The sequence below is a fragment of the Pollutibacter soli genome (assembly GCA_029269725.1).
Classification (GTDB): domain Bacteria; phylum Bacteroidota; class Bacteroidia; order Chitinophagales; family Chitinophagaceae; genus Pollutibacter; species Pollutibacter soli.
This window is the reverse complement of sequence record JARJHS010000007.1, coordinates 198,293-224,206: the sequence shown is the minus strand read 5'-3', so window position 1 is coordinate 224,206 and position 25,914 is coordinate 198,293. Positions and strand designations below refer to the sequence as shown.

Sequence of the window (25,914 nt, the reverse complement as noted above, 5' to 3'; positions counted from 1 at the left end):
ATTATGAAATTTTGCCTGGGAATATTTTTATTTTTTTCCGTTATCGGCCATGCGCAACCTTTTAGTGTTGCAGAAATCAATCAATGGAAGGCGCAATCGAAAAACGTAACAATCATCCGCGACAATTGGGGAATACCACATGTATATGGAAAATCAGATGCTGATGCGGTTTTCGGTTTGATCTATGCGCAATGTGAAGATGATTTCAAAAGGGTTGAGCTGAATTATATCGAGAAGCTCGGGCGCATGAGTGAGATCCGGGGTGAAGCAGAAATCTGGAATGATCTGTACATAAGAATGATCATCGATTCTTCAGAGGCGTTAGCTGAATATAAGAAAAGCCCTGCCTGGATGAAAGAGTTGCTTACTGCCTGGGCCGCTGGGATGAACTATTATCTGCACACGCATCCTGAATCCAAACCGGCATTGATCAGCAGGTTTAAACCCTGGTATCCCCTGCTATGGACGGATGGAAGCATCGGCGCCATAAGTACCGGCGATATTGATGCTGGTGATTTGAAAAATTTTTACACCGGCATGGCTCAAACTGCTTCATTGAAAAAAAGAGATGAAGCAAAAGAAGTTTCCGGTTCCAACGGATTTGCCGTGTCTCCTGCAAGGACCAATAGTGGCCATGCATTGCTTTATATCAACCCTCACGTCACATTTTATTTCAGACCAGAAGTACAAATGAGCAGTGAACAGGGATTACAGGTATACGGCGCTGTTACCTGGGGCCAGTTTTTTATTTATCAGGGCTTTAATCAATACTGTGGATGGATGCATACCTCGAGCAATGCTGATGTATCTGACATGTATGCAGAGACGATTGTGAAAAAGGGTGAGAAATACTTTTATGTATATGAAAACGCTCAGAAGCCGGTAACAGAAAAAAAGATCCGCATAAAGTTCAAAGATGGGGATGTGCTGAAAGAAAAATCATTCACTGCTTATAGCACACATCATGGTCCGGTAATGGCAAAAAGAGACGGCAAGTGGATCAGTGTACGATCCTATAACCGATCGCTCAACAGTCTCGAACAGAGCTGGCTTCGTACTAAAGCAAAGGGATTGGAGGATTATAAAAAAGTAATGGACCTGCGTGGCAATACGTCCAACAACACCGTCTTTGCAGATAATAAAGGAAATATTGCTTACTGGCATGGAAACTATATGCCTGTGCGTGATAGTAGTCTGAATTGGGATAAGGTGGTTGATGGCTCAGTTAAATCGACTGAATACAAAGGAATGCATACTGTGGACCAGACTGTTCATGTCTATAACCCCACATCCGGTTGGATACAGAATTGTAATTCCACACCATTTACTGTTTCAGGAACTGCAAGTCCTGAAAGAAAAAATTACCCGGCGTATATGGCACCTGATGGTGAAAACTTCCGCGCGATAAACGCAGCAAAAGTTCTGGAAAAAGAAAAATCATTTACAATTGATAAATTGATCACAGCTGGTTATGATAATTATCTGTCTGCATTTGAGATATTGGTTCCTGCGCTCATTCGCAATTTTGATCAGCATGTTCCCAAAGGAAATATGCTGTACAATGAAATTGCAGAAGCAGTCGATTCTTTAAGAAACTGGGATTACAGATGTACTCCCAATTCGGTTGCAACAACGATTGCAGTAGAATGGGGAGAGAAATTAAACCCCAGTATCTCGCGCGTATATATCAATGCGGGAGAAATGGATCAGACCCAGGCGACAAAATATTTTGCGGATTATGCCGCACCTGAAGATTTTTTTCTCGCTTTAAGAGGCACCCTGAAAGACCTCACTGAAAAATATGGCACCTGGAAAATGGCCTGGGGAGAGATCAACCGATACCAGCGACTTACAGGAAATATCAGGGAAATATATGATGACTCACAACCAAGCTTGCCCGTAGGTTTTGCATCAGCCACCTGGGGTTGTCTTCCTTCCTACAACAGTCGCGTTATGACCGGTACCAAAAAACGATACGGCGTCAGCGGCAACAGTTTTATTTGTGCAGTTGAATTCGGTCCGCGTATAAAAGCGAAATCATTGCTCGCCGGCGGCGAAAACAGTGTGCCGGCCTCTCCTCATTTCAGCGATCAGGCGGAGATGTATACGAAGGGGATTTTTAAGGAAGTATTGTTTTATAAGGAGGAGGTGGAGAAGAATGCGAGGGAGAGGTACTTGCCGGGGGAAGTAAGGAGGCAGGAGTAGGGAGGCAGGAGATTTAGAGAATAGGCATATAGGAACAAGCATTCTGGAGAAATATGACTTATGGTATTAATTTGGTATTTTTTGCGGTAATATTCATATGAGATACAAATTTCTTACTTGTTTGAAATTCTTATATCAATTGGTTTAGTATAGTGGAATTTAGAAGACAATGTCCCGGGCTCCCATTTTTCATAATTCATATCAATACCGGCACAACGATGGAGTCCAAAAGAATTTTTGGTTTTATGAATACAATTGCAGTTGAAGGAAACAGAATCAAATACAATAATTTCTTACCTGATCGGGAGAAATCAAAGAAGGTGGCCTTTGTTGCACTATTGACGAACGTTTGTCTTTTAACTAGATGCACAGTATTTTGCTTTTTCCTAATCAACCAGCTAATTCTCCTGACTCCGCTCTCCTCACTTCTCACTTTTTTACGTATTTTCCACCTAACAATTTCCTGCCATGAAGAAAATGCTTTTAATTCTGATGTTAGCTTCCGGATTTATTATTGCTGATGCACAAACCATCGGTGTGCAATTGTATACATTCCGCAACCAGGTTCCGAAAGACGTGCCGGGTACGCTTGAAAAAATTAAAGCGATGGGTATTACGGAACTGGAAGGTGGCGGTACTTACAATATGGCGATGACCGACTACAAGGCTTTGCTGGATAAACTCGGATTAAAAATGGTGAGTATCGGTGCCGATTTCAAAAAACTGCAGGAAGATTTACCTGGTGTGATTGCAGAAGCAAAAGCATTCGGCGCAAAATATGTTGTATGTTTCTGGATACCGCATAACAACAATGAGTTTACTATCGCCGATGCAAAAAAAGCGGTCGAAGTTTTTAATACTGCAGGCAAAACTCTTGCTGAAAATGGACTAAGTCTTTGCTATCATGCACATGGATTTGAATTCGGACCATATGAGGGCGGAACGATGTTCGATTATATGGCAAAGAACATGAACCCGAAGTATGCCAATTTTGAAATGGATGTGTTCTGGATTAAACATCCCGGCCAGGATCCGGTGGCATTGCTGAATAAATACAAAGGAAGATTTCCGCTGATGCATCTCAAAGATAGAAAACCAGGAACTCCCGGCAACCAGGAAGGCCATGCAGACGTTGAGACCAATGTTATACTTGGACAGGGTGATGTGGGTATAGCAGAAATAATGAAAGCTGCTAAAAAGACTGGTGTTAAACATTATTTTATAGAAGATGAATCTTCGCGTTCAATGGAACAGGTTCCGCAAAGTCTTACTTATCTGAAATCACTTAAATAGACACTATTCGCGGGAACTCATTCAATCAAATCAATTTCAACTTACTGATTCAGATCAGTACGATCCGTTATGCATTAACTGCGGCGAGTATAATAATGTTGCAATTTTTTCCAGGTAGATCAAATGCTCAGACAGCTTTTGCCAGATTTGCCGATAGTGTGATGGATGCTGAAAAAGAATTCAACGGTGTTGTGCTTGTTGCCGATCAGGGCAAACCTGTGTACCACAAAGCCTTTGGCTATCGTGATCTTAATGTGCGTACGCCTTTACTTGCCTCAGACATTTTTGAGCTCGCAAGTGTGTCAAAACAGTTCACTGCTTTCATCATTATGAAACTGAAGGAACAAGGAAAGCTGAATTACGATGATTCTGTGAGTAAATACCTTGATATACCTTACAAAGGCATAACTATACGACATTTACTTACGCATACCAGCGGACTTCCAGATTACCAGGAGATCATGGACAAGCACTGGGACAAAACCAAAGTGGCAGGGAACACTGAAATCCTCGAATACCTGCGTATTTATGCTCCACCCGTTTTGTTTATCCCAGGAGAAAAATACAAATACAGCAATACCGGCTACGTATTACTGGCCAGCATAGCCGAAAAAGCAGCTGGGCGTGATTTCATACAACTTTGTCGCGAATGGGTTTTTATTCCTGCAAAAATGCGTTCAACTGATATCCGTAGCCCGAAGGAAAAAAAAGCGACAAAAAATTTTACGAGCGGATTTGAATGGATCGAATCATCCAACCGATATGTACGGGCAGATTCATTCCCGGATGCTGATTATACGATCTGGTTGGGTAATCGAAAAGGGCCAGGGAGAATAAGTTCCGTTGCTGCTGATCTTTTACTCTGGGATGAAGAATTGTACACCAACCACCTGATCAAGCAATCAACCCTTTCAGAGGCGTTCAATCCAATGAAATTGAATGATGGTACACTATCTGCATATGGTTTTGGATGGGAATTAATCGACGATCCGAAGACGGGAAAAACGGTGATGCATACGGGCGAAAATCCGGGATACACCACGATCATCATTCGTTATATTGGAAAGCATAAAACGATTATTATGCTCAGCAATAATGCGTATCCGGAACTGGGAAGACTGGTGAGAAAATTCGAATCTGTATTGCTAAGTAACAACTGATGAATCAACACTTTTAGGGCCTGATTGTTAATCCATAACTATTCGTCTGTTATGAAGATTATCTGGCAATATCTGAAACCTTTCAAAAGCTGGCTTTACCTGGCTTTATTCCTCTCTGCCGTTGGCCAGGTATTACAACTTACAGATCCGGTCATTTTCGGGATCATCATCGACAAATTTGCTGTTGATAAAACGGGCAATACTATGGAAGATCCGGTAAGAGCCGTACTTCCATGGCTTGCGCTTGCAGTCGGTATTGCACTCCTCGCCCGGATTGCACAGGCTTTTACGGAATATGTTACAAGACTGATTGTACAGAAATTCGGCATGTCCGTTTTTAATGAGGGGCTTCGCCACACGCTTCGTTTGCCCTACCAGGAATTTGAAGAAACCAGCAGCGGCCAGGTGCTGTCCATATTGCAGAAAGTCAGAACTGATAATGAAAGATTTCTGAGTTCCTTTATCACAGTTCTGTTTTCATCATTCGTAGGTATTGCGTTTCTGATATGGTATGCGGTTACCAAGCACTGGGCCCTGATTCCTGTATTCCTGATCGGTGTTGTTGTTCTCGGTGGTTTAACCAGTCTACTTAGTCGGAAGATCAAAAAAATTCAGCGTGCTGTTGTTAAGGAGACGAATAAGTTGAGCGGTTCGATTACAGAGTCACTCCGTAATATCGAACTCGTAAAAAGTCTGGGGCTGACATATCCAGAGATCAGGAGATTAAAAGGATTTACCGAAAACATCTTCAACATGGAGATGCAGAAAGTAAAACAGGTTCGCAAACTCAGCTTTATACAGAGTTCAATACTGATGTTGTTAAAAGAGTCGATTTTATTTATTCTGCTCTGGCTGATCTTCAGAAAACTCTTATCGCCGGGAGAATTAATATCGATGCAGTTTATATCAACACGCATCATTTTCCCTTTGCAGGATCTCGGCAATATCATCCTTGCTTATCGTGAAGCTGAAGCCTCTCTGAAAATTTTCAATGAGCTGATGTTGAAGGAACCCGAATATCGTCCTGAAGATCCGGTGGAGTTGGGTACATTAAGTGAACTCCGCTATGATAAAGTTTATTTCAGATACAAAAATGCGCAGGTTGATGCAGTGGAAAATCTGAACTTCAATGTAAACAGTGGAGAAACTATTGCCTTCGTTGGTCCCAGCGGCTCGGGGAAATCTACGCTCGTGAAATTATTGGTCGGCTTGTACATGCCAACAAAAGGAATGATTTATTATGATGGAATCCCGGCTATGGATATCCGTTATAATCTTATGCGGAGGCAGCTGGGATTTGTGACGCAGGAAACACAACTGTTTTCGGGAACCATCAGGGATAATCTTCTGTTTGTAAAGCCCGATGCTACGGATGAAGAAATGATGGAGGCAATAACCAAGGCTTCAGCATTAAAACTCATCGGCGGGAAAAAAGAAGGTTTGTACTCCATGCTTGGGGAAGGAGGTAAGAAGATTTCGGGTGGAGAAAAACAACGTCTCGCAATAGCAAGAGCTCTACTACGTCAGCCCAGAATCCTGATTTTTGATGAAGCTACATCAGCATTGGACAGCATTACCGAGAAAGAAATTACCGAAACTGTGAGGGAAATTTCTGAAAGACATCAGCAGATCACCGTCATAATCGCGCACAGGTTGTCGACTATTCTTCATGCGGATCGCATTTATGTTCTTGAAAAGGGAAGAATTGTTGAAGAAGGACCACATGATCAGTTACTGCTGAAGAAGGGATTGTATTATGCTATGTGGCGACAACAGATCGGTGAAAGAGAAGTTCCGAAAGTTACGGAAGAGACTTTGGTTGATGAATTGTGACTACAGACAGCAGACGGAAGACAGCAGAAGCCTGCCTGCCGGCAGGTTGAGAGATTTCCGAAAATAGTAATTGTTCTGATAGGTTATTCAACGGAAACCGGTTCTTTCAGTACTTCTTTTACTTCCTCTACAAAATCATCCAGGTTTTCGTACCAATCCAGATGTGGGGACCAGCTTTGACAGCCGCCAGCATCAACTATACATTGCGTGTCGTGCCATTGCTTCCCGCAACCGGGGCAGCGGCCGCCTGTGCTGAAAGTATCCCAGATCGTACCACAACTGCAGGACCAATGTGGTTTTCCATCCGGCTGCCAATGGCATTTCGGGCAGCGTATTTTTAAATCATCCATTTTTTGTTTTTTGCGGACATCTCCATCCTGGAACAAAATTAAAACTCCAGTAATTCTTTTACAACCGCATCCAGTCTTGATTTTGCAAGAAAATTATTTTCGAGCTGAATATTGAATGGAACCGGACTATCCAGGCTTGCGCATCTTTTCACCGGCGCGTCAAGGTTTTTAAAACAATGCTCGCCGATCCACGCTGCTATCTCTCCCCCGATACCACCGGTCAATACATCTTCATGCAAAACGATCACCTTACCGGTTCGTATAACCGAGTTCTGAACGGCCTCCCAATCGATCGGAAGTAATGTTCTCAGGTCGACAATATCAATTGAAATTTCGGGATGATCTGCGGCATAATCAGTCGCCCAGTGAACGCCGGCACCATAAGTAATTATACTGAGATCATCACCGTTCATTACCTGTTTTGCTTTCCCAATGGGAGTTTCATAATATTCAACAGGCACCTTACCACTCACCGCCCTGTACAATGCTTTATGTTCAAAAAACATTACCGGATTCGGGTCGTTAAATGCTGAAATCAATAACCCTTTTGCATCTTCCGGTGTAGAAGGATAAACCACTTTCAAACCCGGTGTATGTACAAACCAGGCTTCGTTGCTCTGTGAATGAAAAGGCCCGGCGCCTACTCCACCGCCGGTTGGCATCCGGATGACAACGTCTGCTTTTTGCCCCCATCGGTAATGGATCTTCGCAAGGTTATTGACGATCTGGTTAAATCCTACGGTGACAAAATCCGCAAACTGCATTTCCATCATCGATTTATATCCTTCCAGGCTCAGACCCAAAGCAATTCCTACAATTGCACTTTCACATAACGGTGTATTGCGGACGCGTTCCTTTCCAAAGCGATGAACAAATCCTTCTGTAATCTTAAATGCTCCGCCATATTCCGCAATATCCTGGCCCATCAGAACCAGGTTCTCATGCTTTTGCATAGACTGGTACAAACCTTCCTTAACGGCGTCGATCAGGCGAACAGGTTGTTCAGCATCCCGTTCAGCAAGGATTAGAGCATCTTCATTTTGTTGTTGTACTTCAGTTACCGAAGCATAAACATCATTTAGTTCCGCACTTGTGTCCGGAACTATGGGATCGTCAGCAAATCCTGCTTTCAATTCCTTATCGATGTACTGCTTCAGCGACTCGCGTATCGCATTGATTTCTTCCTGTGAAAGTATCTCCTGGTCGATGAGATAATGTTCATAGTTAGTGACCGGATCTTTCTGTGCCCATTCTTCAAACAGATGCGCAGGCACATATTTTACACCGCTGGCTTCTTCATGTCCACGCATTCTGAACGTCATGCATTCAATCAGGTAAGGCCGTTGATTTTTTATGCAATAATCGCGAACGCCTTTTACTGTATCATACACAGTAAGCAGATTATTTCCATCGATCCTGACAGATTCCATTCCGTAACCCTTCGCACGGTCGATCAGTTGCTCACAGCGATATTGTTCATTCACAGGAGTACTCAATCCATATCCATTATTCTCAATGATAAAAATTACCGGCAAATCCCAAACGGATGCCACATTCAACGCTTCATGAAAATCTCCTTCGGACGTGCCACCTTCTCCTGTAAATGCAAGTGAAACCTTATCCTGATTGCTGAGCTTGTGCGCGAGGGTGGTTCCATCTGCAATGGCCAGTTGCGGACCAAGATGAGATATCATCCCGCAAACATGATGAGCTGCAGATCCGAAATGGAAGCTGCGTTCACGTCCCTTACTGAATCCGTTTTTACTACCCTGCCATTGAAGAAATAATTTTTCAAGCTCCATTCCCCGCGTTGTAAAAACGCCGAGGTTGCGATGCAACGGCATGATCCATTCATCTGACTCAAGCGCAAGCGTTGCCCCCACGGCTACTGCTTCCTGCCCGATCCCGCTGAACCATTTGCTGATCTTTCCCTGCCGGAGAAGTACAAGCATTTTCTCTTCGATCATTCTTGGCAGCAATAGCTTTCTGAAAAACTCAATCAGCGTTTCATCCGATAAATCTTTCCTGTCGAATTGCATCATTACACTAAGGTCGGGGAGAATGATTAGATAGCAAAGAAGTTCAAAGTTGAATGTTTAAAGTGGAAAATGGAAACTAGTCGCTTTACACCGGCTCTTCCTTCTTATTACTTACCGCTTACTACTTACTTCTTATTTACTTTCCTGTCGAAGCTTTCAAAAATGGAAACAATAAGCGAGATGACAAGACTGAATAGCAGCGCCCACCAGAAATTATCGACAGTGATGCCCTTTACAAAATGAGCAGCGAGAAGAATAAGACATGCATTTATCACGAGAAGGAAAAGACCAAGAGTGACAACAGTAATAGGTATCGTAAGGATCACCAGCAAAGGCTTCAGGAATACATTCAGCAGTGCAAGAACTGCCGCGAAAATCAGTGCAGAAAAATAATCATTGATGTGAATACCGGGAAGTATGTATGAAGCAATGATTACAGCCAGCCAGGAAAAAAACAACCGGATGATGAAGCCCATAACCTATTTTTTATTAAGGTAACAAATTTTAAGTTTAACGTTCAACGTTGTACGTTAAACGTTAGCCTAAGTGGACACATTTACTACCCCTAAATGGAAAAGTTTTGAGAAAATGACATTTTAGCTCTATCAGCGACCAGCGACCAGCGTTCTTCGTTATACGTTAAACTTTCAACCTCAAATCACCACTAACTCATAAAAATCATCATCCCGGTAATACTTATTGGCAAGTTCCTGAAGCTCTGCAGGAGTAACATTCCTGATGATGTCGATGAAACGGTAAAAGTATTTGTCATCGAGACCGCTCAGAATGATATTCTTCCAGCGACTGATGATATGGAAAGGACCATCCAGGTCACCAAGAATCGTTCCCATCAGGTAGTTTCTTACAAGATCCAATTCTTCTGCGGGAACGGATTCGTCACGAAGTCTTTTCATTTCGAGATATACCTCCTTGATTGCTGCTTCGCAAACATCACGGCCGGCCTCTGTACTTATTACTAATGCGGTATCGTTGATATGATTCTGAATAAAACTGAATATGCCGTAGGTGTATCCTTTATCTTCACGGATATTACTCATCAGGCGTGAGCCAAAAAACCCACCAAACAATGTATTCAGCACCTGGACTTTCTGATAATCCGGGTGGTGCCTGGAAGGAAAAGGCCTGCCAATGCGTATGGCACCCTGCACACCAGAAGGGTCGTTCATCACCCTGAATTTCTTTTCAGCGGATGGTCTGTATATCAACGATTTCTCTTTTGGCTTTTGTTCGGAAACGGGAAGTGTGCCAATGTATTTATTCAATAACGGAGCAATGTCTGCCGGCAAATGCCCGGCGCAAAAAGCAATGCATGTTCCGTTGCGATAATATCTTTCAAAAAATGTTTTCAGCTGATCAACCTGTAGTGCATTGTATGCTTCGATAGAACTGTTTTTACCATACGGATGTTCAGCGCCATACAGATGTTCATCGATTAATCTCTCTGCAACGACATCACATTTTTTGAGATTTACTTCCAGCCGCTGTTTCATGTTCATCTTATAAATCTCCAGTTCCTGCTCCGGAAATACAGGATCACTCACCATTTCATTGATCAATGGAAGAAGATCCGGAAGATATCTTGTAAGACAGTGAAGGGTAACCGTAGCAGTTTCGTTATAACAATTCGTACTTAAATATGCACCATAAAAATCAACATACTCACTGATCTCAAACGCGGATTTTTTTGAGGTTCCGTTTTTAAGCATGGCATTCGTTGCTGATGCCACAAGGTTCTGGTCTTCATAGCTGTTACCTGCAAAGAATACCAGTTCCACCTGCATAACATCCTGTGTGCCCGCTTCTATCGCGTATACGGGTATATGATTATCCAACACAAAATGATCATAGGGCTTCAGATGGAGATCCATCTTCACGGCCTCTACTATCGCAGGTTCTTTCTTTCTGTTTAATGCTGTTTTTTGCAATGTCAATTTTTTTAACGCCCCGGGGGCTTTTGGATGTCGCCCTTTCAGGGCTATTGGATATCGCCCTTTCAGGGCTATTCGATGTCGCCCTTTCAGGGCTGAATACAATTAATTTTTATCGTTGTTCCGATTGCAGCCTGCCTCGCCATTCACTGATTCGTTTTGCAACCGCGACAGTTAACGTTCAACCTTAGACCTTAACTTTCAACTCCTCCTTACTTCTTACTGAAATAATACAGCGTACTGCTATTGCTTTCCTGGAAAATCCGGCTGCACTCTTCACGTATATCCCCGGCCGTTACTTCGAGATATCTTCCCAGTTCGGAATTCATCAGGCCGGCATCACCCAGTAATTCATAATTGGCAAGACTGTTGGCGCGATTGGTAAGACTCATATCCTCAAAAGCCATCATGCTCTCGGTCTTGTTCTTCACTTTCTGCAATTCTTTTTCTGATGGCAATTCATTTTTCATCTGCGTTAGTTCTTCTTCGACTGCTGCTTCTGCAGCCAGCATATCCACCCCTTTGATCAGTTTTCCTTCAATCGCCATCAGTCCTGCATCGATACTTCCGAAATGATGACAACCAATCTGACTGAATAACTTTTTTTCTTTTACGAGGCGCTGATACAACCTTGAGGAACTACTGCCACCAAGAATATCGCTGGCGAGATCTGCCATATAATAGCGCTTATCCAGTCGGCCAGACATATGCCAGCATTTATAAAAGGCGTCGAGAGGTACATCAGCATGGATTTCTTTTTTTCTCGCTGATGTTTGTTCTGGTTCCATTGGCAACTCCCTGTTGTATCTCACTCCGCCAGGAATATTTCCAAACCATTTTTCTGCCAACGCTTTTACTTTATCGGTCGTGATGTTACCTGCAACAACAAGAATCGCATTTGCAGGTGTATAGTGTTTTGCGAAAAATCCTTTTACGTCTTCAAGCGTTGCCTCTTCAATATGCGACACTTCTTTACCGATCGTCATCCAGCGATATGGATGAACATGGTATGCCAAAGCCCTGAGCTGATGCCAGACATCGCCGTAAGGCTTATTGATATAATGTTCGCGGAATTCTTCTACCACAACTTTGCGTTGTACATCAAGACTTTTTTTGCTGAATGCAAGACTCAACATGCGATCGCTTTCCAGCCAGAAAGCGGTTTCGATATTATCAGCAGGTAGAGAACAATAATAATTGGTGAGATCGTTAGTCGTATATGCATTGTTTTCTCCACCTGCACGCTGCAGTGGTTCATCGTATTCAGGAATATGAACCGAACCGCCGAACATCAGATGTTCAAACAGATGCGCAAACCCCGTTTTGCCCGGATTTTCATCACGCGCGCCTACATCATACATCACGTCAACAACAACCATCGGTGTGTTTTCATCATGATGTACAAGTACTCTTAATCCATTACTCAGTTGAAACCGATCATATTTAATCATAGTAATTGGGACAGACTTTTAGCTACGAAAAGGCTGCAAGTTAATACCAATCCCTGGTAACTGGAATTTTAAGAAAGCTCTTACAGGATGCTCTTGGGTTTTAGATAAAGGACCTCCAGTTCACCATCACGCTGAATGACAATCTTTAACCTTTCTCCCAGGGTCTGCATCATGGCTTTATAAGTCTGAATATTGTTACTGAAATTATTGTTGATAGCAACGATCACATCGCCTGACCTGAAGCCGCCTTCGTCACCCGGCGATTGAGGCACCACGTCTTCCACAACTATTTTACCCTCAATATAGTAGATGCCCAAACCCGTGTAGGCATAATCAAAGAAATCGTTGAAATGCTTATTGGGAATGATATGAATCTGGCGCTTGGGATAATTCAATATCACATTGAAACGTCTCAGCAGATCATTCCCGACCAGACCTCCTAAAAAAGGATAGTTGGTGATATTGTAAAGATCATCGAATATGAAAGTGGGCACTTTCTTGAATTTGTACGGCCCGACCGCAACTTCCTTTACGACTGTCAGGCTCATACTCATTTTTCCACCCAACCCTTCCGCCTGCGTTAATACTGGCTTTCTTTTCGTAGCAAGAACGCTGCTGTCGTTTGCGAACTCCTTGGATAATAGAAAACTGAGTCCTGCGCCGGTATCGAAATAAAACCGGTTAGCAAAACGCTTTCTGTCTCTGAACCTGAAATTCAAGACTGGGATGGAAGAAATCAGCGGCTTCAACACATAACCATTGCGAGGGTACTTGAACTCTCCCGGAGAAAAAACTTCGACCTGAAGTGAGTCATAATCAAGCCTGACAATATGACGATTCAAAAAACTATAACCTACTATACCATCAATTTTTACTCCATATACGCTCGTAAGGATCTCATAATCATTTACATGAAAGTTTAATCCATCTACCGTATACCCAGGCAGATTTAGCTTCCCGTTATAGAGGTATTTCACTTTGACGAGTCCGGCGATCCCGCGTATAGTAACATCGGAAGGTTTTAATGGAATATTTAATTCCTCGCAGGTGGTTGAATCGAGCGAAATGCCACCGCTACCGGTGTCGAGGATGAAATTCAGGCTGTCCTTATAGTTATTGATGGTGGCTCTGATGATGATTACTCCGCCGCTGAGCATTGTAAAAGGAAACCTTGTCTTAAACATGGCCCTCGGTTCAGGCTGCTGTTCCTGGGCCGGGACAGTCAGGCAATTTCCGGTTAAAAGCAACAGTAGTAAAAGAGGGGTCAGTTTCATCAAAGCATTAAGATGGCAAAGCACGATACAGTCGCTGCTCCAAAGTTCAAAATAATCAATATTTCGTTGATTTTGGCAGAACCTGGCCAATCCGTTTGCAGCAGCGCCGCTTTGCTTTGTACATTTGTGCTCCTGAAAGAAAAAGAATGGCCGGTAACGAGGAATTATTTCAAAAAGCGCTCGAAGGTGGCTTCCTGACTAAGGAAGAAGGTATTCAATTGTTCAAAACAGCGCCGCTTACAGAATTAATGTTTGTTGCAGACGAACTCCGTAAAAAAAGAGTTCCGTCAGGGAAAGTAACCTGGCAGATCGATCGCAATGTAAATACCACTAATGTTTGCATTGCCAATTGTAAGTTTTGCAATTTCTATAGAATACCGGGGCATCCTGAGGCCTATATCACCGATATGGATACGTATCGGAAAAAGATCCGGGAAACATTGAAATACGGTGGCGATCAGTTGCTCCTACAGGGAGGTCATCACCCGGAACTGGGACTGGAATTTTATACCCGGACTTTTCGTTCCATTAAAGCTGAATTCCCTGATATACGCCTGCATGCACTCGGTCCGCCCGAAGTGGCGCATATCACTAAGCTGGAAAAGTCGACACATACCGAGGTTTTGAAGGAGCTGAAGAAGGCGGGCCTGGACTCTCTGCCTGGCGCGGGTGCAGAGATTTTAGTTGATCGTGTGCGAAGATTGATCAGCAAAGGAAAATGCGGTGCCCAGGAATGGCTGGATGTGATGGCTGCAGCCCATCAGTTGGGGATTACTACTTCAGCAACGATGATGTTTGGTCATGTTGAAACGATCGAAGAAAGATTCGAGCACCTGGTGAAAATCCGCGAAGTACAAAGCCGGAAACCTGCAGGAGCAAAAGGCTTTCTCGCATTTATCCCATGGACTTTCCAGGATGTGGATACCTTACTTACGCGCATACGTGGTGTACATAACTTGACAACTTCTGACGAGTATATCAGGATGATTGCTATCAGTCGCATCATGCTGGCCAATATCAATAATATCCAGGCTTCATGGCTGACTGTAGGAAAGCAGGTGGCGCAGATATGTCTGCATTCCGGTGCCAATGATTTTGGAAGCATCATGATTGAGGAAAATGTGGTAAGTGCCGCCGGCGCACCGCATCGCTTTACCTACCGTACTATCCAGGAGGCCATTCGTGAAGCAGGGTTTGAACCGCAACTGAGAAATCAGCAGTATGAGTACAGGGAGATACCGGTGGAGATTGAAGAACAGGTAATTGATTATTAGTGAGGAGGCGGGAGTACGGAGGCAGAAGTTTTACTTGCTATAATATCGTGAACAGCTTTAAATGCTGAAGCCTCATGAAATGGAAGACCCCTGATGATAAATTGCTAAAATAAACATTGACAATTAAGAATGACCATTGCGTAATAATGCCTGCTACTAGTTACCAGATTCCAAATCTCCTGCCTCCTACTATTTTAACATCTCCCATGCAACCACCGCCCGGCCAAACCTCTACTGATATCCCGTATGAAAAGAAAACAACCATCACTCGCATTCTGTCTGTTCATGGACGCATTGGGAATGTTGAATTATGTTGTTCCAGTGCTCGGTGAATTTACAGATATAGCCTGGGCTCCTATATCAGCCTTCATATTCTTCCTTACTTTCGGCAGCTGGAAAGGAACGCTTTTCAATTTCGCTGAGGAGATCTTACCCGGTGTGGATTTTATTCCCACATTTACCATTATGTGGTTTATGCAAAGGAAACAGAAACAAGCGGGAGTGAGTACGCCAATCAGGATAGGTTGAAAGTTAAAAGTCGAACGTTAAACGTATAACGTAAGCCTCCGACCTTGTTAGTCTTTACTGGATTGCAGTCAACAGTTTCTGTTGTTCGATATTTAAGACGAAATGTATTCGAATGCTAATGCGTTAAATAAAACGTTTTGAAATAAGCAAGAAAATTGCGTCGTCAGGATCTGACGTTCTACGTTTAACGTTCCACGTTATACCATACTCGGTTAACCTGTCACAAACCTGTACCCCACTCCCTTAATCGTAATGATCTCCAAGGACTCATCTTCCTTCAGGTAGCTTCGAAGTTTTGCTACGTATACATCGAGGTTGCGCGAATTAAAAAAGGAATCGTTACCCCAGAGAACATTGAGAATATCTCTTCTGTCGATTATTTTATCCCTGCTGTTTAGAAGAAGTCTAAGTAATTCTGACTCACGAAAGGAGAGCTTCCGGTCTTCGTTGTTGAAACTGAGTGTTTGCCTGTGCGGATGAAAAAGATATCTTCCGATATGCAATTCTTCTTTTGGGTTTTCTGCGCCGCCATCATTTTTAAGTTTAAGTGCATTGGCAATCCTTACAATAAGTTCTTCCATACTGAAAGGCTTGCGGATATAATCATTGCCACCAATCGTAAATCCTTTCACCACATCATTTGTCTGAACCTTTGCTGTAAGAAATATAATGGGGATGGAGGGGTTTATTTTCCTGATCTCTTCTGCTATTTCAAAACCGTCTTTATTTGGCAGCATTACATCAAGAATGCAAATATCGGGCGATGCGTTTCTGAATTTGGTCATCACCCGCGCACCATCGGTTTCCATAACAACTTCAAAACCTCTGCTCTCGAGGCTTTCTCTCACAATCTTGCCAAGAAACTCTTCATCCTCGACATATAAAATCCTGACTGCCATTTAACCAATTTTAATTTTACGAGCTACTCTTCCCCTGCCGTAATGGATCACCTCTTTTTCTTCGATAGGAATTTTTACAGAGAAACGACTACCCTTTCCAGGTTCCGTGTCTACCTCAACAAAGCCCTGGTGCATTTTTGCAATATGCGAAACATAACTCAAACCAAGACCGTACCCTTTGATGTTATGCTTATCAAAATTCGGTACACGGAAAAATTTCTCGAATATCCTTTGCTTGTACGCGGGCTCAATGCCGATTCCCTTATCTGAAACTGACATGTCTATATAATCATCATATCGTTTCAATTCGATTTTTATTTCAGGTTTTTCCGGACTATATTTTAATGCATTGTCAAGCAGATTGTAAATGACACTTGTAATATGCAGTTTGTCTGCATTGATCATATATTCAGCGTCCGGCATAAAAAACTCAAGTTTAGCTCCGGCCCTCTCCATCTGAAGTTTCATACTGTCAGCAACTTCATGTGCAACCTTTGCCAGGTCAAACCATTCCTTGTTGAGTTGAATAGCCTGTTGTTCGAACATAGACAGTTTCAACACTTTATCTACAAGCATGGACAGTCGTTGTAACTCATTCTGAGAAATATCCAGGTATTCGTTTGTACGTCGGGTATCATTCAACGCATTGAAATTTCTCAATGCCTCAATAGCCACTGATACTGTTGCAATCGGTGTTTTCAATTCATGCGTCACATTACTGATGAATTCATTCTTTAAAGTAGTAAGTCTTCGCTGGCGCAACAGGTTGCGATAGAGCAATACAAAAGAAAGAATAGTGAATCCGACAAGGAACACAGAAAACCAGATCGGCGAAACCATCCTTTTAATGAGGTAGGGAAAACTGTTTCCCATCGCAAAGCTGAATGCAATGGGCTCTTTCAGTCCGACTACCACTTCTTCTCGTCCGAAATCGGGCTGTTCATCAGGTTTCAGCAGCCTCCTTGACACCCGGAATGGCACCACTGTCTTATTCCCGGCAAGTTGTTTTGAAAATGCGGAATCAACTTCCCTGATTCGTATGGAATCCTGCAATGAATCGATGCTGTACAACAGCCTGATCATTCCATTTCCATTTGATCTCCAAATCACGTCATTGAGCGGTAAAGAATCGCCTGACATTTTCACTGAGTTTCTGTCGACAGTAACGAATACCTGCCTTTTCACAGAACTATCCCGGGTTTTCCTTTCCACCATATTCATCATGTTCACTACCTGCTTACCAGGCCTTGGCATATGTTGAACGGTTGGCCGGATATTAATCTCCCGGATCAGTGTGTCATTGTTAAAATGCCCGTCAAGTTTAAATTTTGATTCCTGTACTTTCAACACCGCGTCCCTGAAAAGCATATTCATTCTCAATTCCAGGGCACTCTTTTCCCGCTTATAATTTTCGTACAACCAATAGGCCTGGAAACCAGCTATCGCCAGGATCGTCATCACCATTAGTATCGCCAATCGTATGGGCCGTTTCATTTTTTCTTATTCACATCAAAGATAACATCAGCTTTTACAAGGCCATATTCTCATTAACCTTAATTAACCTTAATACAAGTTACATTAACCTGTACGGCTCCCCCGGCGGATTAGCTTTGAAAAAAATTAACCATGGAAAAATTCATTTTGCTGATAGCGACTGCGGTGCTGTTCTCTTTTACATATGCACAGCAACAGGAAGGAAAGATTATATATGAAAGGACAACCAAACTCCAGATCCAGCTGGCAAATGAAGATCCTTCCTTGCAAAACCTGATTCCTAAAGAAAGGAAAGACCGTTTTGAATGTTTGTTCGCAAATAATCAATCCATCTGGCGCGCATCAGAAGATGAACCCGATGCAGGAGATATAGTAGTCAATAATGGCAACGCTGAAATAAGAATGGTCATGCCGGGTTCGAATGATGTGATCTTTAATGATATCGCAAAGCAGACTAAAGTCGAGCAAAGGGAGTTGTTTACAAAAACATTTGTTGTGCAGGACAGCATCAGGAAAATGAGTTGGAAGATGGGAGAAGAGACCAAAACTATTCTGGGAATGAAATGCAGACAGGCAACCGGAACAAGAACACAGGTTGGTTATCGTGTGTCGATGGACAATGGCAGGATGGATAGAAAACAGGTGATCGACACTTTGAAAGTTGTAGCCTGGTTTACTGATGAGATCGCTGGTTTTTACGGGCCCGATCAATACCAGGGTCAGCTTCCCGGAACCATACTTGAACTCGTCATAAACAATGGCAACACCGTATATCTCGCAATGGAAATACAAAAGAAAGTTGATAAAAGTCTCATCAAAGAACCGAAAGGCAGGAAAATTACACCGGAAGAATTTGCAATGGAAAGAGAAAAAATGATGAAAGAAATGGATGAGAACGGAGGCGGAAATATCAGGACGACACGCAGGTTTTAACTGTAAAGCTTACCTGAAAAAGAGAAAGGTCGGGATTTCATTCCGGCCTTTTTTATGCATGCAAAATTCATGCCTCCCCAAAGTGTAGAATTATATTCTGCTATGGATATTTGGATGTTTCCGCTAACTTTGAAAACACTGATATGTCAAAATCATTCACTGTTTTTTTAGTAGACGACGATGCTGATGATACACTCCTGTTCAACGAAGTTTTGAATGAAGTTAATCCCGGGGTTAAGTTGATTTCTGCGACGAATGGACAGGAAGCTCTGAGTACATTGAATACAATCACAAATTATCCCGATATCATTTTTCTTGACCTTAACATGCCAAGAATGGATGGGAAAGAATGCCTTCGGCTGATAAAAACCAATACTGTATACGGACATATTCCGGTGTTTATGTATTCTACATCGTCCATGCCAAAAGATATCCAGGAAGCGATCGCCAATGGAGCTGCATGTTTTATTACCAAGCCTTCCAGTTTGAAAGAGCTGAAACATATCTTATCAACAATTATCAATAGCCTGCCTGATCAGCTAGAGGCTGCGTTGAAATCGTTGAGCATGAACGCTGAATCAACTATTTTTTGCTGATCTGATATGTTATGATTCTTATTGTTGACGACAAACAGGAAAATATTTTTTCGCTGAAGACCCTGCTGCAGCTCAACCTTTATGAAGTAGATACTGCAACATCCGGTGAAGAGGCTCTGAGGAAAATTCTTCAGAATGACTACGCACTCATCATACTTGATGTACAGATGCCGGGCATGGATGGATTTGAAGTTGCTGAATCTGTTGCAAGCCTGAACAAGACCAGAGATATCCCCATCATCTTTCTCAGTGCTGTCAATACTAATAAAAGATTTATTACTAAAGGATATGGATCCGGTGGCGTTGATTATGTTACCAAACCTTTCGACCCGGATCTGTTGTTACTGAAAGTAAAAACATTTTATCGTCTCTATGAGCAGACCCGCGAACTGAAAAAAATCCAGGCTGCGCTTACGGATGAGATCGAAATGCGCAAACGGACGGAAATCGCTCTTCAGCATGCCAATCAGCATCTCGAAGAAAAAGTTCAGGAAAGAACCGAAGAACTGCTTCGTTCAAACCAGGCACTTGAAACCAGCAATACTGAGCTTGCACAATATGCTTCGGTTGCATCACACGACTTGCAGGAGCCATTGCGGAAGATCGCTACGTTCAGTCGTATAATACAGGAAAAATTTCTGTTGCCTTCCCATGAAGCTGAAAAGTTTATGGAAAAGGTGATATTGTCTTCCGAGCGTATGAGGATCCTGATCAATGATCTTCTGAATTATTCTAAACTCAGTGCAGTTTCACATTATACAAAAACAAATCTCAATCAATTGCTTGATGGAGTTATTGCTGATCTGGAACTTTCAGCTAAAGAAAAAAATGCTGATATCAGGATCAGCGAGTTGCCGGAAGCCGAAATTATTCCCGGCCAGATCAGGCAGGTATTTCAAAACCTGCTGAGCAATGCATTAAAGTTTGTGAAAAAAGACTGCCCTTCCGTAATACGCATTTATGGTGAACGCATATTGCAAAAAGACTTTGACTCACCCCAGGATCCGGAGGGCCGGTTTTTACGATTGTATTTTGAAGACAACGGCATCGGGTTCGATGAACAATACGCAGAAAAAATATTCACGATTTTTCAGCGACTGCACCGAAGAGAAGAATATGAAGGGACGGGCATCGGGCTGGCCATTGTAAAAAAAATCATCGATAACCATAATGGTATTCTGACTGCAAAAAGTAAGACGGATTCCGGAACAACATTCATTATCATCATTCCATTAAAACAGCGGGTAGCCTTTGCCGCAACCCAGAGCTAAGATCATATTATGAACTCATTCAAAAAAAATCTGTTCATTGGTTATGGCGTTTCACTTTTCCTGTTACTCGCCAGCTCACTAGCGTCATACCTGAGTATTCGTGGCCTGGTCAGTGCTTCTGATCTGGTAAACCACACGTATGAAGTATCGCGTAACCTGGATAATGTAATGGCTTCTCTCAGGGATGCAGAATCCGGGCAGCGCGGATACCTGATAACCGGAGATGAAAGATTTCTGGCGCCATTCAATGGCGCAGAAGAAAAAACCTACAACCTGATAAGAACAGTAAAACGGCTGACTTCCGATAACCCGGCGCAGCAGGCCGATTGTGAAAGACTACTGGAGGTTGCATCACAACGGCTCCAGTACCTCGGCACGGTCGTAGCCCGCAAACGCGCCGGACAGCATATTTCGGACAGTCTTTTGTCCCTTGGTAAAAACCTGATGGACAAAACTTCTACCCGGATAAAAACAATGCAGGATCGTGAAGAACAGCTGCTGGAAGCCCGGTCGGAGGAACTTACCAGCTTCGCCACCGCCACCCCCATATTAATTATTATCGCATCGATATTGGGATTTGCCGTCACGATTGTATCCATGATGAGGCTCATAAAAGACTCCGACACACGGTATGCCTTGCTGAATGAACTGGAAATCAAGGATGCCGAAATCAGGAACAGGATCAAGGCGGTGGATGCAATTGCAAATGAGATTTCGTCCGGCAATTATGACGTCAAGATAAATGAGGAAACCAGTGATGCGCTTGGCGGCATCGCAGTTTCCCTTAACCGCATGTCCCATTCACTTCAGCATACATTTAATTCCCTTGGCGAAAAAGAATGGATGCAGTCCGGTATTGCCCGGTTAAGCGATGTTATGATCGGCGATCAGAATATGCATAACCTTGCGCATGGTGTACTGAATTTTGTTGCAGACTACCTGGACGCAAATGCAGGAGCGTTTTATATAGCTAACGGTGATGGAGACCTGGAACTGAAAAGCACTTATGCTATACCGTCAGACTACAAATACCTGAAACTTACAGAAGGAGAAGGTTTTGCAGGCCAGGCTGCTGTGTCAGGAAAAATGCTTGAAGCAAAAAATATCCCCGCCGATCAGTATGCTGTTCGTTTTATTTCCGGAGATGTGAGTCCAAAGTCAGTGCTTGCGATTCCGATCTATTTTAATCGTGTACTGAAGGGGGTTATTGAGCTCGCATCGCTGGGCGAATTTTCCACGAAACAGAAAAGCTTCCTCGAAGCAGCGGTATTTGGCATTGGTACGGCTATCAACACTACGCAGAGCAAACAGCGCGTGGAAGAACTGCTCGAAGAAACACAGTCTCAATCAGAAGAATTGCAAAGCCAGCATAGCGAGCTGGAAAATATCAATGCAGAATTGGAGGCCCAGGCAGAAAAACTGCAGGCTTCTGAAGAGGAACTGAAAGTACAACAGGAAGAACTTCTCCAGACCAATCGTGAGCTCGAAGAGCGAAGCAGGGAACTTGAAGAAAAAAACGAGCTCATACTTGAAAGAAACCTGGACATCCAGAAAAAAGCTGAGGAACTGGCATTAAGTACCAGGTATAAATCGGAGTTTCTCGCCAACATGTCGCACGAACTGCGCACACCGTTAAATTCGATTTTGCTGCTTTCAAGACTGCTGTCAGAAAATCATCCCAATAATCTTAAACCGGAACAGATTGAGTATGCAGATGTAATTCAGACCTCGGGTAAAGGACTGCTTACATTGATCGATGAAATTCTTGATCTTTCAAAGATTGAAGCAGGTAAGATGGACCTTGAATACAGCGATGTAATGATTCAGTCTGTTGCCGACGGGCTTTCATCACTCCTCGCTCCTCTTGCCAAAGAAAAAGGAATCGGGTTTTCGATAGATGTTGATGATGATGTTCCGGGAATGATGGAAACGGATCGTTTACGCCTGGAACAAATCCTTAAAAATCTGCTCTCAAATGCGTTGAAATTTACAAAGAAAGGTTCCGTGCGTTTGCACATCCGTAAATCGGGTTCAAATATTGTCTTTAACGTTATTGATACAGGCATCGGTATTCCTGCTGAAAAACAACTTACCATTTTTGAAGCGTTTCAACAGGCAGACGGTTCAACGAGAAGACAATATGGCGGAACAGGTCTCGGACTTTCTATCAGCAGGGAACTGGCAAAATTGCTGGGTGGAGAAATTCAACTGAAAAGTGAGGAAGGTAAAGGAAGTGAATTTACCCTGCTGGTGCCAATGAGAAAAAGCAAAACACAGGAATCATTTGCAGAATCAGTTGCTCCGGAAATTAATCCGATGCAGGCTGAGCATAAATACATTTCTGAAATTGTTCCTTCAGCAATTCCCGATGATCGCAACAGTATTTCAGCCGGCGATAAAGTGATTCTCATTATTGAAGACGATACATCGTTTGCAAAATCACTCCTGGACTTCACAAGAAACAAAGGCTACAAAGGCGTTGTTGCTGTAAGAGGTGATGAAGGTATTCAACTGGCAAAAGAGATTTTGCCTACCGGGATTCTATTGGATGTTCAACTTCCGGTAAAAAGTGGCTGGCAGGTGATGGACGAACTGAAAGCCGATACGGTCACAAGGCCTCTTCCTGTACATATGATGAGCTCGCATGAAGTGCGGATGAAGAGTTTATCGAAGGGTGCTGTTGATTTCATCAGTAAACCTGTGGCCTTCGAAAAGCTTTCGGAGATGTTTAAGAAAATCGAAGAGGCACTCACTCGTCATCCTAAAAAAGTATTGATCGTAGAAGAAAATACAAAGCATGCAGAGGCCCTTTCCTATTTTCTTCATTCCTACCAGGTCGTTACCGAGATCAAGACGTCGGTAAAAGACGGTATTCGTGCATTGAACAATGATGATGTTGATTGTGTGATTCTTGATATGGGCATACCCACCCAGGGGGCTTATGATACTCTTGAAGAAATCAAAAAAACCAAGGGATTTGAAACGCTTCCGATTATCATTTTCACAGGAAAAAATCTTTCGCACGTTGAAGAAGTGAAATTGAAAAAATATGTTGATTCAATTGTTATAAAGACCGCTCATTCCTATGAACGCATTCTGGATGAAGTTTCCCTTTTCCTTCATCTCGTGGAAGAAAACCGGAAGGAAAGTAAGGGTACAAGATATAAGCGATTGGGAGAACTAAGTGAAGTACTCAAAGGCAAAAAAGTGCTGGTGGCGGATGATGACGTGAGAAATATTTTCTCGGTTTCCAAATCACTCGAAACATTTGGAGTCGATGTAATTTCGGCTATGGACGGCCGTGAAGCTTTGGAGCAATTGGAAAAAAATCCTGATATTGATCTTGTACTGATGGATATGATGATGCCGGAAATGGATGGATATGAATCTACCAGGCGCATCCGTGAAAATCCAAAATACAGGCAGCTTCCTGTTATCGCTGTGACAGCAAAGGCAATGACCGGCGACAGGGAAAAATGTATTAATGCAGGCGCGTCAGACTATATCACCAAGCCCGTAGATATCGATCAGCTTATTTCCTTGTTAAGGGTCTGGCTTTATCATCAGTAATAAATGGATTAATAAACATGCAGTCGAAAACTACCATTCTGATTATTGATGATGATAACAGGAATATTTTTGCTTTGTCTGCTGTATTGAAATCCCGTGGGTATGATTGCCTGACGGCGTCGGGAATGGAAGAGGCCTTTGTTGAATTAAGAGCCGGGAAAAGTATTGATGTCATACTGATCGATATGATGATGCCGGAAATGGATGGATATGAAGCAATCGGCCACATCCATGGAATAGATAAATACAAGAACGTTCCGATCATTGCAGTCACGGCGCAGGCAATGCCGGGCGATCGCGAAAAAAGCATCAATGCTGGTGCAGACGACTATATATCTAAGCCTGTTGACATGGACATCTTATTCAACTTACTTCAACGTTATAGGAAATGAAAGAAACAGAACTCATAACTATCCGGGATGAGGATCTGAATCTTCTGCTGACTGAAATATTTCAGCGATATGGGTACGATTTCACCAATTATGCAAGAGCATCTCTACGCAGGAGGATTACGCGGTTGATGCTGATCGACCGGTTGCCAAGTTTTGCAGAACTTTTCTACCGGGTAAGAAACGATGAAAATTACTTCACGCATATTATTCAGCAACTGACGGTAAACGTTACAGAAATGTTTCGCGATCCGCAGATGTTTAAAGTACTTCGTGAAGAAGTATTGCCGGTACTCGCTACACATCCATTTATCCGCATATGGCATGCCGGATGTTCGACAGGTGAGGAAGCGTACTCGATGGCCATCCTGCTGGAAGAAGCAAACCTTTTACACAAATCACTGATTTACGCAACTGATATTAATCCTCATGTCATCGAAAATATACAACGGGGAATTTTTTCGATGAATCACATGAAAATCTATTCCGAAAATTATATCCTCGCTGGTGGCCGAAGAGAGTTTTCCTCATACTATACAGCTAAGTATGATTGGGCAAAATTCGACGACAGGTTAAAAACAAGAATGATCGTTGCAACCCATAACCTGGTTTCTGATCGTTCTTTCAATGAGTTTCAGCTGATCTGTTGCCGGAATGTTTTGATCTATTTTGATAAGGACCTGCAGGATAAAGTGCTCACCCTTTTTGATGATAGTCTTGATAAACTCGGCTTTCTTGTATTGGGATCAAAAGAAAATATCCGGTTTACAAAAGTGGCTTCCAAATACCGGCAGATGGAAAACCGCGAGAAAATATGGCGGAAGGTCAAATGACGAAATATAAAATTGTTGCCATCGGCGGATCGGCCGGTAGCCTTGATGTGATTCTCAAAATCATCAGTGCTGCTGCATTGCCTGTTTCGCTTGCTTATGTAATTATAATTCACAGGAAGAATGACCCCTCTTCAATTCTGACGGAATTACTTGCTTCACGCTCACCCCTTGCAGTAAAAGAAGTGGAGGACAAGGAATCAATTACTACAGGTACAATTTATATAGCGCCTCCAGACTACCATTTACTCGTGGAAGATTACTATAGTTTCTCACTCGATAGTTCAGAAAAAGTGCATCATAGCAGACCAAGTATTGATGTCAGTTTTGAATCGATTGCATCTGTGTTCGGACCCACAGCGATCGGGATATTATTATCTGGCGCCAATGCAGATGGAGCAGAAGGTTTAAAAAAGATCCGTCTCGCAGGTGGATATACGATTGCCCAGGACCCAAAAGATGCAGAAGTGGCCTATATGCCGCAGCAGGCTATACTCGCCGACGCGCAAATATTAATTGCAGGGAGTGATCAACTTGCCGGAGAAATAATCAGGATCGTGAATTCGTAGAACAATT

21 protein-coding genes are annotated in these 25,914 nt (G+C 42.9%); 13 read left to right on the top strand and 8 right to left on the bottom strand.

Features of this window, described 5'->3' with window-relative positions:
* Positions 1 to 3 precede the first annotated feature (3 nt).
* From P2W82_RS17515 to P2W82_RS17500, 4 genes are all read left to right on the top strand, one after another.
* Entirely contained in the window at positions 4 to 2,205 is a 2,202-nt protein-coding gene (locus P2W82_RS17515; RefSeq protein WP_336517216.1) for a penicillin acylase family protein, read from the top strand.
* 468 nt (positions 2,206 to 2,673) lie between these two features.
* The gene (locus P2W82_RS17510) at positions 2,674 to 3,498 is read left to right on the top strand and encodes a sugar phosphate isomerase/epimerase family protein (RefSeq protein WP_336517215.1); all 825 of its coding nucleotides are present in this window, start codon (positions 2,674 to 2,676) and stop codon (positions 3,496 to 3,498) included.
* Positions 3,499 to 3,593: 95 nt separating this feature from the next.
* Positions 3,594 to 4,658, top strand: coding sequence for a serine hydrolase domain-containing protein (locus tag P2W82_RS17505; RefSeq protein ID WP_336517214.1), 1,065 nt, complete (start codon positions 3,594 to 3,596; stop codon positions 4,656 to 4,658).
* A gap of 51 nt (positions 4,659 to 4,709) precedes the next feature.
* On the top strand, positions 4,710 to 6,491 hold the full coding sequence (locus P2W82_RS17500; RefSeq protein WP_336517213.1) for an ABC transporter ATP-binding protein: 1,782 nt from the start codon (positions 4,710 to 4,712) through the stop codon (positions 6,489 to 6,491).
* Positions 6,492 to 6,574: 83 nt separating this feature from the next.
* Here the strand turns inward: P2W82_RS17500 and P2W82_RS17495 are convergent, their stop codons facing one another.
* The 6 genes from P2W82_RS17495 to P2W82_RS17470 form a co-directional block, all read right to left on the bottom strand.
* Entirely contained in the window at positions 6,575 to 6,841 is a 267-nt protein-coding gene (locus P2W82_RS17495) for a hypothetical protein (RefSeq protein WP_336517212.1), read from the bottom strand.
* Positions 6,842 to 6,879: 38 nt separating this feature from the next.
* Positions 6,880 to 8,880, bottom strand: coding sequence for an alpha-ketoacid dehydrogenase subunit alpha/beta (locus P2W82_RS17490; protein WP_419555723.1), 2,001 nt, complete (start codon positions 8,878 to 8,880; stop codon positions 6,880 to 6,882).
* Positions 8,881 to 9,005: 125 nt separating this feature from the next.
* Positions 9,006 to 9,356, bottom strand: a complete 351-nt coding sequence (locus tag P2W82_RS17485; protein WP_336517210.1) for a phage holin family protein — start codon at positions 9,354 to 9,356, stop codon at positions 9,006 to 9,008.
* A gap of 177 nt (positions 9,357 to 9,533) precedes the next feature.
* The gene (locus P2W82_RS17480) at positions 9,534 to 10,826 is read right to left on the bottom strand and encodes a M16 family metallopeptidase (RefSeq protein WP_336517209.1); all 1,293 of its coding nucleotides are present in this window, start codon (positions 10,824 to 10,826) and stop codon (positions 9,534 to 9,536) included.
* A 215-nt stretch (positions 10,827 to 11,041) separates the two neighbouring features.
* The gene (locus P2W82_RS17475) at positions 11,042 to 12,280 is read right to left on the bottom strand and encodes a M16 family metallopeptidase (RefSeq protein WP_336517208.1); all 1,239 of its coding nucleotides are present in this window, start codon (positions 12,278 to 12,280) and stop codon (positions 11,042 to 11,044) included.
* A gap of 80 nt (positions 12,281 to 12,360) precedes the next feature.
* A complete protein-coding gene (locus tag P2W82_RS17470) occupies positions 12,361 to 13,464 on the bottom strand; it encodes an aspartyl protease family protein (protein WP_336517207.1) in 1,104 nt (367 codons plus the stop codon).
* Positions 13,465 to 13,700: 236 nt separating this feature from the next.
* Here P2W82_RS17470 and mqnC point away from each other — a divergent pair, with 236 nt between their 5' ends.
* Entirely contained in the window at positions 13,701 to 14,828 is a 1,128-nt protein-coding gene (gene mqnC / locus P2W82_RS17465; RefSeq protein WP_336517206.1) for a cyclic dehypoxanthinyl futalosine synthase, read from the top strand.
* Positions 14,829 to 15,074: 246 nt separating this feature from the next.
* On the top strand, positions 15,075 to 15,356 hold the full coding sequence (locus P2W82_RS17460; protein WP_336517205.1) for a hypothetical protein: 282 nt from the start codon (positions 15,075 to 15,077) through the stop codon (positions 15,354 to 15,356).
* 212 nt (positions 15,357 to 15,568) lie between these two features.
* Here P2W82_RS17460 and P2W82_RS17455 read toward each other — a convergent pair whose 3' ends face one another.
* Positions 15,569 to 16,255 carry a response regulator transcription factor gene (locus tag P2W82_RS17455; RefSeq protein ID WP_336517204.1) on the bottom strand — a complete coding sequence of 229 codons (687 nt, stop codon included), beginning with the start codon at positions 16,253 to 16,255 and terminating at the stop codon, positions 15,569 to 15,571.
* Entirely contained in the window at positions 16,256 to 17,749 is a 1,494-nt protein-coding gene (locus P2W82_RS17450) for a sensor histidine kinase (protein WP_336517203.1), read from the bottom strand.
* 132 nt (positions 17,750 to 17,881) lie between these two features.
* On the opposite strand from P2W82_RS17450, the gene P2W82_RS17445 reads away from it, so the two are divergent.
* The 7 genes from P2W82_RS17445 (at position 17,882) to P2W82_RS17415 (ending at position 25,907) form a co-directional block, all read left to right on the top strand.
* Positions 17,882 to 18,682, top strand: a complete 801-nt coding sequence (locus P2W82_RS17445; RefSeq protein WP_336517202.1) for a GLPGLI family protein — start codon at positions 17,882 to 17,884, stop codon at positions 18,680 to 18,682.
* A gap of 143 nt (positions 18,683 to 18,825) precedes the next feature.
* Positions 18,826 to 19,278 (top strand): response regulator, encoded by a 453-nt coding sequence (locus P2W82_RS17440; protein ID WP_336517201.1) that lies wholly within the window; start codon positions 18,826 to 18,828, stop codon positions 19,276 to 19,278.
* An 11-nt stretch (positions 19,279 to 19,289) separates the two neighbouring features.
* Positions 19,290 to 20,549 carry a sensor histidine kinase gene (locus tag P2W82_RS17435; RefSeq protein WP_336517200.1) on the top strand — a complete coding sequence of 420 codons (1,260 nt, stop codon included), beginning with the start codon at positions 19,290 to 19,292 and terminating at the stop codon, positions 20,547 to 20,549.
* A 9-nt stretch (positions 20,550 to 20,558) separates the two neighbouring features.
* Complete coding sequence (locus P2W82_RS17430) at positions 20,559 to 24,119, top strand: response regulator (RefSeq protein ID WP_336517199.1); 3,561 nt, start codon at positions 20,559 to 20,561, stop codon at positions 24,117 to 24,119.
* A 17-nt stretch (positions 24,120 to 24,136) separates the two neighbouring features.
* Positions 24,137 to 24,511: a response regulator gene (locus tag P2W82_RS17425; RefSeq protein ID WP_336517198.1), complete on the top strand. Its 375-nt coding sequence runs from the start codon at positions 24,137 to 24,139 to the stop codon at positions 24,509 to 24,511.
* Positions 24,508 to 25,341: a CheR family methyltransferase gene (locus P2W82_RS17420; RefSeq protein WP_336517197.1), complete on the top strand. Its 834-nt coding sequence runs from the start codon at positions 24,508 to 24,510 to the stop codon at positions 25,339 to 25,341. The genes P2W82_RS17425 and P2W82_RS17420 overlap by 4 nt, the downstream gene beginning before the upstream one ends.
* Complete coding sequence (locus tag P2W82_RS17415) at positions 25,323 to 25,907, top strand: chemotaxis protein CheB (RefSeq protein WP_336517196.1); 585 nt, start codon at positions 25,323 to 25,325, stop codon at positions 25,905 to 25,907. The genes P2W82_RS17420 and P2W82_RS17415 overlap by 19 nt, the downstream gene beginning before the upstream one ends.
* Positions 25,908 to 25,914: the final 7 nt, after the last annotated feature.